The sequence below is a fragment of the Aquabacterium sp. genome (assembly GCF_016234775.1).
In the GTDB taxonomy this organism is placed as follows: domain Bacteria; phylum Pseudomonadota; class Gammaproteobacteria; order Burkholderiales; family Burkholderiaceae_C; genus Aquabacterium.
On record NZ_JACRAH010000003.1, the window covers coordinates 23,250 to 36,066 of the forward strand.

The 12,817-nt window shown below is 64.8% G+C and carries 11 protein-coding genes, 1 pseudogene and 1 riboswitch; of the genes and pseudogenes, 11 read left to right on the forward strand and 1 reads right to left on the reverse strand.

What is annotated here, in order from left to right:
- Positions 1-121 precede the first annotated feature (121 nt).
- The 10 genes from HY836_RS01610 to HY836_RS01655 all read left to right on the forward strand — a co-directional run bounded on the left by HY836_RS01610 (position 122) and on the right by HY836_RS01655 (position 11,078).
- Entirely contained in the window at positions 122-403 is a 282-nt protein-coding gene (locus HY836_RS01610; RefSeq protein WP_290672918.1) for a FeoA family protein, read from the forward strand.
- Positions 404-462: 59 nt separating this feature from the next.
- Positions 463-2,352, forward strand: a complete 1,890-nt coding sequence (locus tag HY836_RS01615) for a ferrous iron transporter B (protein ID WP_290672920.1) — start codon at positions 463-465, stop codon at positions 2,350-2,352.
- Positions 2,353-2,354: 2 nt separating this feature from the next.
- The gene (locus HY836_RS01620) at positions 2,355-2,609 is read left to right on the forward strand and encodes a hypothetical protein (protein ID WP_290672922.1); all 255 of its coding nucleotides are present in this window, start codon (positions 2,355-2,357) and stop codon (positions 2,607-2,609) included.
- Between the two features lie 159 nt (positions 2,610-2,768).
- Positions 2,769-3,008: a hypothetical protein gene (locus HY836_RS01625; protein ID WP_290672924.1), complete on the forward strand. Its 240-nt coding sequence runs from the start codon at positions 2,769-2,771 to the stop codon at positions 3,006-3,008.
- 61 nt (positions 3,009-3,069) lie between these two features.
- A riboswitch (TPP riboswitch) is annotated at positions 3,070-3,182 on the forward strand.
- 139 nt (positions 3,183-3,321) lie between these two features.
- Complete coding sequence (thiC, locus tag HY836_RS01630; RefSeq protein WP_290672926.1) at positions 3,322-5,223, forward strand: phosphomethylpyrimidine synthase ThiC; 1,902 nt, start codon at positions 3,322-3,324, stop codon at positions 5,221-5,223.
- 2 nt (positions 5,224-5,225) lie between these two features.
- A complete protein-coding gene (locus tag HY836_RS01635) occupies positions 5,226-6,383 on the forward strand; it encodes an FAD-dependent oxidoreductase (protein WP_290672928.1) in 1,158 nt (385 codons plus the stop codon).
- 8 nt (positions 6,384-6,391) lie between these two features.
- Entirely contained in the window at positions 6,392-6,634 is a 243-nt protein-coding gene (locus HY836_RS01640; protein WP_290672930.1) for a MoaD/ThiS family protein, read from the forward strand.
- A 28-nt stretch (positions 6,635-6,662) separates the two neighbouring features.
- Positions 6,663-7,463, forward strand: coding sequence for a thiazole synthase (locus HY836_RS01645; RefSeq protein ID WP_290672932.1), 801 nt, complete (start codon positions 6,663-6,665; stop codon positions 7,461-7,463).
- A 36-nt stretch (positions 7,464-7,499) separates the two neighbouring features.
- Positions 7,500-9,110 carry a bifunctional hydroxymethylpyrimidine kinase/phosphomethylpyrimidine kinase gene (gene thiD, locus HY836_RS01650; protein ID WP_290672934.1) on the forward strand — a complete coding sequence of 537 codons (1,611 nt, stop codon included), beginning with the start codon at positions 7,500-7,502 and terminating at the stop codon, positions 9,108-9,110.
- A 123-nt stretch (positions 9,111-9,233) separates the two neighbouring features.
- The gene (locus HY836_RS01655) at positions 9,234-11,078 is read left to right on the forward strand and encodes a sensor histidine kinase (RefSeq protein ID WP_290672936.1); all 1,845 of its coding nucleotides are present in this window, start codon (positions 9,234-9,236) and stop codon (positions 11,076-11,078) included.
- Here HY836_RS01655 and HY836_RS01660 read toward each other — a convergent pair.
- On the reverse strand, positions 11,064-11,549 hold the full coding sequence (locus tag HY836_RS01660) for an AtaL-like protein (protein WP_290672938.1): 486 nt from the start codon (positions 11,547-11,549) through the stop codon (positions 11,064-11,066). The two genes, HY836_RS01655 and HY836_RS01660, sit on opposite strands and share 15 nt — an antisense overlap.
- Positions 11,550-11,833: 284 nt before the next feature.
- Here HY836_RS01660 and bioB point away from each other — a divergent pair.
- Positions 11,834-12,775: pseudogene (gene bioB / locus HY836_RS01665) on the forward strand (biotin synthase BioB); the annotation flags it as partial.
- Positions 12,776-12,817: the final 42 nt, after the last annotated feature.

A 12,817-nucleotide genomic window follows, 5' to 3' on the forward strand; every position in this document is an offset into this window, starting at 1 on the left:
AAAAGCCCATGAAGAACGCACGCACGCCCAACCCCTGAACGCGGGAGTCGTACCCGAATTCCGTGACATGGATCAACGAAAGTCATTGCGAATCGTTCGCATTTAGACTTAGAATGGGCTCATGGAATCGCCACGCCACCCTCATCACAGCACGTCGCCGGCCACCACGCTGGACAAGCTGCCCGTGCGGGCGGTGGCGACGATCAAGGGCATCAAAGCCGGCCATCACGATGGCGGGGCACTCAAGCGGCGCCTGATGGAGTTGGGCTTCGTGCCTGGCGAGCGCGTCCAGGTACTGCGTCGCATCTTTTTTGGCCGCGGGCCGCTGGCGGTGCGGGTGGGCACCAGCACCTTCGCCATGCGCAAGCTGGAATCCTCCTTGATTGAAGTCGTGCTGGCCTGATCGCCCGCATCCATTTCACGAGCCCCCCACACACCCCACGACCAGCAGGAGTTGACCTCATGGCGGCAGCGACACCCGAAGTGTCATCCACTCCGCTGATCGCGCTGGTCGGCAACCCCAACTGCGGCAAAACCGCCCTGTTCAACCGCCTGACAGGCGCCAAACAGAAGGTTGGCAATTACGCCGGCGTCACGGTGGAGCGCAAGGAAGGCCAGTTTGTCTCGCCAGCCGGCCAGAGCTGGCGCCTGCTGGACTTGCCTGGCGCCTACAGCCTGCTGGCAGCCACCCCGGATGAAGCCATCACCCGCGATGTGATCGCCGGTGTGCGCGCCGGTGAATCTGCGCCCGTCGGCCTGGTCTGCGTGGTGGACGCCACCAACCTGCGCCTGAACCTGCGCATGGTGCTGGAGTTGCAGACCCTGGGTGTGCCCATGGTGCTGGCCATCAACATGATGGACCTGGCCACCAAGCGCGGCATCCACATTGATACCGCGAAGCTGCAGCAGGAGTTGGGCATCCCCGTGATCGAGGCCGTGGCCGTGCGCACGGGTGGCGAGCGCGCCCTGCTTGATCAGTTGGACAAGCTGGACTGGGGCAAGCTGCCCAAGCCCTCTGCACCGCGCCCGATGGAGCGCATCGCCCAGGCTTCTGTCGAAGAAACCCACAAGCGCGTCGGCCAGTTGCTGGCCTCTTGCGTGACCATGCCTGAAAACGGCTCCCGGCTGACCGCCGTGCTGGACCGCTATGTGCTGCATCCGGTCATGGGCCCGCTGATCCTGACCGGCTTGATGTTCCTGGTGTTCCAGGCCGTATTCACCTGGGCCGCCGCGCCCATGGAATGGATCGATGGCGCCATGGGCCAGATCGGTGATCTGGTGAAGGCGCATATGCCAGACGGCATGCTGCGCAGCCTGCTGGTGGATGGCGTGATTGGCGGTGCGGGTAGCGTGCTGGTCTTCCTGCCTCAGATCTTGATCCTGTTCGGCTTCATCCTGGCACTGGAAGACTCGGGGTACCTGCCGCGCGCGGCCTTCCTGCTGGACCGCATCATGGGCAGCGTGGGTCTGTCCGGCCGCGCCTTCATCCCGCTGCTGTCGAGTTTTGCCTGTGCCATCCCCGGCATCATGGCCACCCGCACCATCGCCGATCCGCGTGACCGCATCGTCACCATCCTGATCGCTCCCCTGATGACCTGCTCGGCGCGCCTGCCGGTCTATGCGCTGCTGATCGCGGCCTTCATCCCCGAGCGCACGGTGGGCGGCATCTTCAATCTGCAAGGGCTGGTGCTGTTTGCGCTGTACATGGCCGGCATCCTCTCAGCGATGCTGGTGGCACTGGTGCTCAAGAAGTTCATGAAACAGGGCGGCGCTCAGCCCCTGCTGATGGAATTGCCGGATTACCACGTACCGCTTCTGCGCAACCTGGCCCTGGGGCTGTGGGAGCGCGCCAGCATCTTCATCAAGAGCGTGGGCACCATCATCTTGTCGCTGATGATCGTGCTGTGGTTCCTGTCGAACTTCCCCTCGCCACCTGATGGCGCCACAGGCCCGGCCATTCAATACAGCCTGGCCGGTATGGCCGGGCGTGCACTGGAGGTGGTCTTCGCTCCCATTGGTTTTACCTGGCAGATCTGCATCGCGCTGGTGCCCGGCATGGCAGCGCGTGAAGTGGCTGTGGCTGCGCTGGGCACGGTCTATTCGATGTCCCAGACGGGTGATGAGTTGAGCAGCGCGCTGCAAGGCCTCATCGGGCATGCATGGTCCTTGCCGACAGCCCTGTCGCTGATGACCTGGTATGTGTACGCACCACAATGCCTGTCCACGCTGATCGTCACACGGCGAGAAACCAATGGCTGGCGTGTGCCGATGATCATGCTGGGCTATATGTTTGCCCTGGCGTATGCTGCTTCGTACGCGGTTTATCACCTGACCATCAACTGGGGACTCTGATCATGCGTGCGGATTGGCAAAGCCTCACCACCCTGGGCATCGGCCTGATGGCGGTAGCCTTTCTGATGCGGCGCTGGTGGCCAGGGTTCAAAAGCCTGTTTGGCAGCCCCACTGTTGCGGCGTCACCCAACTTGACCGCGTGCGGCACCACCCTCACGTCGTCGACGTCGTGTGGCAGCGGGTGCGGCAACTGCGGCCACAGCGCCGCCCCGAGCAAGGATCACCGCATCCACATCGTGGCGCGAGATCAGGCCTGAGTCGCCCCACGCGGCCTCCCTGAGCGCCGTCCTGGGGTTTTTGTCCCCCATGGTCGAGGGATGGGGCCCCCCTGTGCCGGGGATGGCCCCACCGCCCCCTGCTTCCTACACTCGAACCATTCAGAAATATTTCAGGCACTCCCTGTCATTGGTCAACCCATGCGCCCGCTGTTCGCCATCGCGCCTCTTGCCTTGCTGCTGGCACTCATCGGCCCCACGCCGAACGAAGCCAATCAGGCTCTTGCTGCATTCAGAGACCGCTTCCTGACGCCCCAGACGCCACAGCACGTGGATTCCGGCCATGAACTGGCCACGGCCAAGCCCAGTCTGTCTGGCAACGTCAGCACCTTCAGTGCCACGCACAAGAACGGCATGATCGAGGCCAGCTTCCATCACTGATCGCTGATTGCCCTTATTTCCTGACAGACATTCCGCCACCCCCTCGCTTGCGCTTACACTCTGCGCTGCTCCGGGGTGTGCCTCACGTGAATCGTGCTGGCGCTGAGATGGAATACCGAACCCGCTGAACTTGATCCGGCTCATACCGGCGAAAGAAGAGCTGTACCTGATGCGAGTGGTCCGCCCTCGCCCCTGCTGTCCACCATACGTGGATGGGTCTGGGGCCTGATCACACCTCGCAGCGCCTGACGCCCGTCAGGTTCCAGGCACCCCTCGGAGCATGTGTTGCCACTGCCATCCGATGGAGCTGCCGATGAACGCCCCCGATCCTGCCGTCGCCACCGCTGCCCTGCAAGCGCTCGATGAACTCACGCGTCTGACCCGCGAACCCCTGCCTGCTTCCCGCAAGGTGTATGTGCAAGGCAGTCACGAAGGCGTGCGTGTGCCCATGCGCGAGGTCAGCCTGACCGATGGCGAATCCGTCACGCTGTACGACTGCTCGGGCCCGTATACCGATCCGAACGTCAGCATCGATGTGACGCGTGGATTGCCGCCTGTGCGCGAGGCCGCCGTGGTCGCCCGTGGTGACACCGAAGCTTACGAAGGCCGATCCATTCAGGCTGTGGACGATGGCTTGAAGCCCGATGAGCGCCACGACGAGCGCATGGCCGCTCTGCGCGCGGCCGCCTCCGGTCTGCAACGCACGCCGCGCCGCGCCAAGGCCGGCCACAACGTGACGCAGATGCACTACGCGCGCAAAGGCATCATCACGCCCGAAATGGAGTTCGTGGCCCTGCGCGAAAACCAGCGTCGCCTGGACCTGGCCGAAGACTGGCGCAGCAAGTACGGCGTCGATGCGGAGCGCGAAGCGCGCCTGCGAGGCAACCCGATGGGCGCGGCCATCCCGCGCGAGATCACGCCCGAGTTCGTGCGCGAAGAAGTGGCCCGTGGCCGCGCCATCATCCCAGCCAACATCAACCACACCGAGCTGGAGCCGATGGCCATTGGCCGCAACTTCCTGGTCAAGATCAACGCCAACATCGGCAACTCGGCGGTCACATCGAGCATCGAAGAAGAAGTGGAAAAGCTCGTGTGGGCGATCCGCTGGGGTGCCGACAACGTGATGGACCTGTCCACCGGCAAGCACATCCACACCACGCGCGACTGGATCGTGCGCAACAGCCCCGTGCCCATCGGCACCGTGCCCATCTACCAGGCGCTCGAAAAGGTGGGCGGGGTGGCCGAAGACCTCACCTGGGCCATCTACCGCGACACCCTGATCGAGCAAGCCGAGCAAGGCGTGGACTACTTCACCATCCACGCGGGTGTACGCCTGCCCTTCATTCACCTCACGGCCAACCGTCGCACCGGCATCGTCTCGCGTGGTGGCTCGATCCTGGCCAAATGGTGCATCGCGCATCACAAGGAGAACTTCCTGTTCACGCACTTCGAAGAGATCTGCGAGATCATGAAGGCGTACGACGTGAGCTTCTCGCTGGGTGATGGCCTTCGCCCGGGCTCGCTCAGCGATGCAAACGACGAAGCCCAGTTTGCCGAATTGAAGACGCTGGGCGAGCTCACGCAGATTGCGTGGAAGCACGACGTGCAGACCATGATCGAAGGCCCTGGCCACGTGCCCATGCACATGATCCAGGCCAATATGGACGAGCAACTCAAGCACTGCCATGAAGCGCCCTTCTACACCCTGGGCCCACTGACCATCGACATCGCCCCCGGCTACGATCACATCGCCAGCGCCATCGGTGCAGCCATGATCGGCTGGATGGGCACGGCCATGCTGTGCTACGTGACGCCCAAGGAGCACCTGGGCCTGCCCAACCGCGACGACGTCAAGCAAGGTCTGATCGCCTACAAGATCGCGGCGCACGCCGCCGACATCGCCAAGGGCCACCCCGGTGCCCGCGCCCGTGACGATGCACTCTCGCAAGCCCGCTTCGACTTCCGCTGGCAGGACCAGTTCAACCTGGGCCTGGACCCGGAGACCGCGCGCGACTTCCACGACGAGACGCTTCCGAAGGACGCCTCCAAGGTGGCGCACTTCTGCTCGATGTGCGGCCCCAAGTTCTGTTCGATGAAGATCACGCAGGAGGTGCGGGAGTTTGCGGCGCAAGGCATGGCCGCCAAGTCCGACGAGTTCAAGACCGTAGGTGGCGAGCTCTACATCCCCATCAAGGCCGACAAGCCTGCGGCCTGATCATGTGCAGCGCACACCATGCGGGAGACCGCAAGCTGAAGATCGGCATAGCAGGGGCGGGCCTGCTGGGCCGGCTGGTGGCCTGGACCCTGGCCCACCAAGGCCACCAGGTCAGTGTGTTCGACCCCGCCCCGGGCCCGCAACCAGCCTATGACGGGCACGGCGCAGCCGGCTTCACCGCGGCCGGCATGCTCAGCCCGCTGGCTGAACTGGAGTCGGCCGAGCCTGACGTGGCCGAGCGCGGCTGGCACTCGATCACACGCTGGGAACAGATCACTGGTGCGCTCGCACGGCGTACCTACAAGCCGCCTTATTTCGCTCAACGCGGCAGCCTCATGGTGGCGCACGGCACCGATTTGGGCGCGGCGCGGCGCGTATTGAGCCGGCTGGACGACGGGCTGCAAAACCCGACGCGGCGCACCACGGCCACGCACCGCCAACCGGAAGCCTTGAGCGCCGGGCAGTTGCGACAGGTCGAGCCCTGCCTGCATGGCAGCGCCGGGCCCCTGCATGCCTGGATGCTGCATGGCGAAGGCCACATCGACACGGTGCGCACGCTGCAATGCCTGTTTGAGGATGCCCCTCATGTGCAGTGGCACTGGGCGCAACCGGTCAAGCACGTCAGCCCGCACCGGCTGGACGTGGCTGGCTGCCACAACCATCAGGCCGATCACTTCGACTGGGTCTTCGATCTGCGCGGCACGGGTGCCAAACCCGATGCCCCCGTGCGTGGCGTGCGAGGTGAGGTCGTGTGGCTGCACGCGCCGGGCGTCGATCTGCAACGCCCCGTGCGGCTGCTGCACCCACGCCATCGCGTCTACATCGTGCCCCGGCCAGGCGACATGGTGCTGATCGGCGCCAGCGAAATCGAAAGCGAGGACCGCTCGCCCATGTCGCTGCGATCGGCCGTCGAGCTGATGGCCGCCGCGCACAGCGTGATCCCAGCGCTGGCAGAGGCGCGCATCCTGCGCATGGACGTGAACCTGCGGCCCGCCCTGCCCGACCATCGCCCCGAGATCCACATCGAACCCGGCATGGTGCGCATCAACGGCCTGTACCGCCACGGCTGGTTGCTGGGCCCGTCTCTGGTCGATGAGGCCTTGGCGTGCATCGGCCTTGCCAGCACGACGGCCTGCGATGACCCAGCCATGGCCATCTGATTGCCCCCATGAACATCGCTGCAACTCCAGCACATCTCATCACCGTGCACACGGACCAAGGCCCGCTGAGCCTGCCACCAGGCAGCACCCTGAGCGACGCCCTGGCGCACTTGCTGCCGCTGTTGAACAAACCAGCCGAACAGGTGGCCACGGCCGTCAACGGCGAGTTCGTGGCACGTGGTGCGCGCACCGCGCACCTGCTGCAAGACGGCGACGCCGTGCTGTGCTTTTCCCCCATCACCGGCGGATAGATGCCCCAAGCTCACAAGGAGACCTGACATGACAGACACCTGGCAGATTGGTGACACCCCCCTGCGCAGCCGCTTCCTGCTGGGCACGGCAGGCTACCCTTCGCCACAGGTGCTGCGCGAAGCCATCGACGCCTCCGGCTCGCAAGTGCTCACGCTGGGCCTCAAGCGCACGCTGGCCGTGCCGGGCAGTGGCGACAACGGCTTCGTGCAGATCATCCGGGACACGGCCAGAGAACGTGGCGCCCATCTGCTGCCCAATACTGCCGGCTGCCGCAGCGCACGCGAGGCGATCAACTTGGCCTACATGGCACGCGAGCTGCTGGGCACGCACTGGATCAAGCTGGAAGTCGTGGGCGATGAACAGACGCTGCAGCCCGACCCGTTCGAGCTGGTAGAGGCCTCACGTCAGTTGATCAGCGATGGCTTCGAGGTGCTGCCCTATTGCACCGATGACCTGGTCAGCGCACAGCGCCTGGTGGACGCTGGTTGCCGCATCCTCATGCCATGGGCTGCGCCGATTGGATCTGGTCTTGGCCTGCTCAACCCCTGGGCGCTGCGCACCTTGCGCGCCCGCCTGCCACACATCACCTTGATCGTCGATGCTGGCCTGGGTGCCCCCTCACACGCCGCGGCCGCGATGGAGCTGGGCATGGATGCCGTGCTGTTGAATTCGGCGGTATCGCAATCTGGCAACCCGGTGGCCATGGCAGGCGCCTTTGCCCATGCGGTGCAAGGTGGCCGCGCTGGATTCCAGGCCGGCCTGATGGCCACGAGTGACGTCGCCGTGGCCACCACGCCGGTGGGCGGTCAACCCTTCGTGCTGATTTAGCCCCCCTACGCGCTTCGACCACGGATGTTTTTGACGATGACTGATACTTCGCCTCTCCCTGTCATTTGGAGCATCGCCGGCCATGACAGCGGTGGTGGTGCCGGCCTGAGTGCCGACCAGCGCGCTGCCGACGCCATGGGCGTGCATCTGTGCCCCGTGGTGGCCAGTGTCACGGCCCAGAACTCGACGGGTGTTCAGGCGGTCTATCCGCTGTCACCCTCCCAACTCGACGCCCAACTCAAGGCCCTGGCACAAGACATGCCGCCAGCAGCCATCAAGACCGGCCTGCTGGGTGATGCCGTGCTGATCGAAGTGGTCGCCGGCTGGGTCAGGCAACTGCGCGAACGTACACCTGATCTGCCCCTGGTCGTCGACCCGGTGCTGGGCGCATCGGCCGGTGGCGCCGCTTTCTGCAATGACGAGATTCTGTGGGCGTACCGGCGCCATCTGCTGCCACTGGCCACACTGATCACCCCCAACCGGGCTGAGGCCTGCCGCCTGCTGGGGCGGCCTGGCCGCCACGATGGCCCCCAGCACGATCAGCCTGATCTGGCACTGCGTCTGCGCGAGCTTGGCGCGCGCAACGTGGTCATCACGGGCGGCGATGCCCCCTCACCTGACTGGGCCCTGGACTGGATGGATGCAGCGCCCCATGCGCACGGCTGGCTGTGCAACCGCCGCGTGGCAACACGTCATCACCATGGCAGTGGCTGCACGTTCGCGGCGGCGGCAACCAGCGCGCTGGCACTGGGGCATGTGTGCGCGGACGCCATCGTGCTGGCCAAGATGGTCACCACACAGGCGCTGCAACGGGCACATGTGGCCGGAGAAGGCCCTGGCCCTGTGATGGCGTCGTCCGGACAGGCTCTGGGCCCCTTGCCCTGGCTGGGCATAGGTCGCGCATTGCCATGGCAACTCACGCATGGCGATGGCACGGACACCCCCTTGTTCAAACCGTTCGAGCCCCCCGCAGACGGCCTTTACGGCATCCTGCCCGACAGCGAGCGCCTGAGCGCTGCGGCGGACGCAGGCCTGCAATGCCTGCAATTGCGTCACAAGACCCTTGAAGGCGCGGCGGCACACATGAGCGCCAGCGCACACGCCTGCGCCCAACACGGTGCCCTGTTATTCATCAATGACCACTGGCAGCAGGCTTTGAGCATGCCAGTTCAGCCCGGGCTGCGGCTCGGCATCCACCTCGGGCAGGAAGACCTGCTGGCACTCGACGAATCGGGGTGCCAGCCCTTGCTGAATGCACGCGAGCGCGTCGTGCTGGGCCTGAGCTCCCACAGCCCCTGGGAGTTGGCGCGTGCGGCAGGCTGCGGCGCCAGCCTGATTGCCTGCGGCCCGGTGCTGCCCACGAGCACCAAGGACATGCCCTGGGTGCCCCAGGGCGCGGACAACCTGCAATGGTGGGTCGCGCACAGCCCGGCCCCGGTCGTCGCCATTGGCGGCTTGCTGACACCGCAAGACGTCGCCCGATTTGCGGCGAGTGGTGCCGCTGCCTTGTGCTTGGTGCGCGGCCTGGGCGACAGTGCTGAGGCCATGCGCGCGACCCTGCCCGTTTTGCGCCAGGCGGCAAGCAAAGGGCGGATTCGCGTTTCCCCGCCATCAGATCGACTCCAGCTACCGCACCCTGTGCTGTAGTTGCGCAACGAGATGCACGCTTAAGGTCCGCTTGCTTTTCATCGCCTGGCCTTTCTGATAGCTTTGGCGCACCCCCATGGTGCAAACATGGAGATTGCACCCAGTAGCGAAGAAACACCACAAATGACGCCAGCATCGGTCCGTCGCCCACCTGCATGGCGCCTGTACTTGTATGTACTGGCGCCGTCCGTGGTGGTCGTGACCCTGGCTGGCGCGTTGGCCATCACGAGCGTCACGCTGCTGGGGGCTGTTCGCGCCTATGTGGGCGGCGAGAGCCTGTGGTCCAAGGCGCGCAACGAGGCTGTGCAGCACCTGCGCGACTACGCCGCCAGCCATGACCCGATCGACTACGCCCTGTTCGAACAGGCGCTGCGGGTCCCGCTGGGCGATCGACGTGCCCGCGAAGGCATGAGCAGCCACTCGCTGGACACGGCAGCCATCCAGCAGGCGTTTCGGGAGGGCGGCAACCACCCGGATGACATCGACGGCATGATCACCCTGTTTCGCCATTTCGGCAGCCGCGATCTGTTCAAGGACTCGCTGGCGGCCTGGGAAGAAGGAGATCGCCTGATCGCGCAACTGCAGGCCAAAGGGCAGGCTTTGCGCATGGCCGTGATGCGGGGCTCGGCTCCCGCAGACATGCGCGCCATCCTGCAAGATATCCGTGAGATCAACACGGCCCTGTTCCAATCCGAGATCCGATTCAGCGCCAACTTGGCCCGTGCCTCCCGCGTCACGGAGAACCTGTTGACAGGATCCACGCTGCTGGCCATGGCCGCACTGTCCCTCGCGGGGTACGTGATCATGCGGCGCGGCCTGATGCGCCAACATCGCTATCAGCAAACGCTCTCTCGGGCCAACCGCAAGCTGGAACTGGCCGTGCTGGGCGCCAGAATGGGCTTGTTCGAACTGAGCGCAGATGGCGGCATCGTGACGCTGGATGCCCACGCAGCCGCGTTGTACGGCCTGGCGGAACGCGCCATCACGCTGCCGGGGCGGGAGCTCATGGCGCGTGTGGTGCCACAGGACCGAAGCCTGGCTGAACAGGCCGTGAAAGCGGCCCTGGCTGGCGAGGATCTGTTTCGCCTGACCCTGCGTGTCATGGTGCCAGGCCAGTTGCAGCCTCGCTACCTGGAAACCATCGGCAGCCTGCCTGATCAGGACGCAGATCCCGCCTTGCGACTCATCGGCGTCGTGCGGGATGTGACCCAGGAGCAGCACCAGCAGCAGCTGTCCGTCGAGCGCGATGCCGCGGAAAAAGTCGCGCATTCGCAGCGCCAGTTCCTGTCACGGCTCAGCCATGAGTTGCGCACCCCGCTCAACGCCATCCTGGGCTTTGCCCAACTGTTGTCCATGGACCGACAACATGCCCTGCCCCCTACCCAGCAAAAGCAGGTCGAATGGATTCTGGATTCTGGACAGCAGTTGCTCAAGCTGGTCGAAGACGTGCTGGATCTCAGCAAGGTGGAAGCTGGCGAGATCGGCATCAACCCGAGTCCGACAGAACTGTCAGGCGTCGTGCATGCCAGCCTGGTCCTGGTAGAAGCGGCCTTGCAGCGTTACGAGGTCACCGTCGTCAACCGCATTGCAGCGCAACGCTTTCATGTCATGGTGGACAGTTGCCGCCTTCAGCAGGTGCTGGTCAACTTGCTGAGCAATGGCTGCAAATACAACCGGCCTGGCGGCCACATCACCCTGGATGCCGTTGAGGAAGCCGATCAGATCTGCCTCGTGATCGCAGACAACGGCGTGGGCCTTGCACCGGAAGACGCCGCAGAGCTCTTTCACCCCTTCAGGCGCGTCCAGGCCATGTCCGCCAAAGTGGAGGGCTCCGGGCTAGGCCTGTACATCGTCAAGCAACTGGTGGAGCGCATGGGCGGCAGCGTGACGGTCTCCAGTGAACTGAATGTGGGCTCGCGCTTCACTGTGCGCCTGCCCAAGGCGCCTTCGCCGTCAATGACTGCTTGAGGCGAATTCGCCGTTGTCCAGCCACTCGCGCAGGCTGCGCACCATGTCCCGGTCGTTGTGCAGCCAGGCGTTGTGGCGGTAGTCGTTGTAGTAGACCTCTTCGGCCGTCTGCTCGCCCATGGCCACGTAAACGAAGCGCAGCACCATCTGGTGAGGCTGCGGCTCTTCGATGCTGATCGTCAGACGGATGGGCGCGGTCTCGCCATGCGGCTCGGGCGTGAACTGCATGCTCTGCTGAAGCACCGTGTGAACTTCATCCTTGAACGCGTGCTGACCGAACTTCAGCGTGCGGCTGAAAACGCCCGGCGTCGTTTCCTGCCAGTCACACGATTCCGGGCCATTGGGAAAGCGCTGCGGCGTCTGGACGCGCGCCATCAGGCCACGCCACAACTGCTCGCGCGTGAAAACGGACACCACCGTCTGCACGGCGACCTTGGGTGAATTGATCTCGATGAGGTGTTCAAAACGCATGGCGCGAGCTTACATTGACGCAAAAGAACTTTACGTCATCAGGCTGATTTCAACGTCACCCATGTCATGCGCACGGCAGACTACACTCGCATCTGCTTGCTCCGTCAACTCATGCCGCGCCCGGGCGCGGTCGTCAGTCCATGTCTTCTCAGTGCTCGACCCCCTCTTCGACTGAATCCAAGCCGATCCAGATCGTCCCCAAGAAGGCCATCCTCAACAGCCACGGCTGTGGCGGCGACTGCACCGATCCGGACGGGCTGGACGCGCGTTGGCCTCGCGCCAAGGTGCTGGAACTGCTGAACCTGCCCTTCAACGATCTACTGTGGCAGGCCCAGCAGGTGCACCGCGCCCACTGGGATGCCAACGAAATCGAGCACGCCACGCTGCTGTCGGTCAAGACCGGCGGCTGCCCTGAAGACTGCGGCTATTGCCCGCAATCGGCCTCGCATGACACCGGCGTGGAAGCCAGCAAGCTGATGTCGCCCGACGAGGTGCGTGAAGCCGTGGTCGCCGCGCGCGATGCCGGCGCCAGCCGCTTCTGCATGGGTGCGGCCTGGCGCGCCCCGAAAGACCGCGACATCGAAAAAGTGGCCGAGCTGATCGGCGTGATCAAGGACGAAGGCCTGGAGGCCTGCTGCACCCTGGGCATGCTGACCGACACGCAAGCCAAGTCCCTCAAGGATGCGGGCCTGGATTACTACAACCACAACCTCGACACCGCACCCGAGCTGTACGGCGACATCATCTCCACCCGTGATCTGCAGGATCGCCTGGACACCCTGGGCCACGTGCGCAGCGCCAATATCAAGGTTTGCAGCGGGGGCATTGTGGGCATGGGCGAAACCCGCGAGGGCCGCGCCGGCCTGATCGCCCAGCTTGCCAACCTGCCCACCTACCCCGAATCCGTGCCCATCAACGATCTGGTGCGCGTGCCCGGCACGCCTCTGGCCGACACGCCGCCGCTGGATCCGCTGGAGTTCGTGCGCACCATCGCCGTGGCCCGCATCACCATGCCCAAGGCCCGTGTGCGTCTCTCGGCGGGCCGCCAGGCCATGAGCGAAGCCGTGCAAGCCCTGTGCTTCCTGGCTGGGGCGAACTCCATCTTCTACGGCGACAAGCTGCTGACCACCGGCAACCCGGCGTTCGACAATGACCAGGCCTTGCTCAAGAAGCTGGGCTTGCGCAGTGGCAAGGCCGTGACAGCCCGGGTTGACGCGAGCAACTGACATCGGGTTGAACCCTAGCGCAGCGTATCGGGCACAGGACGC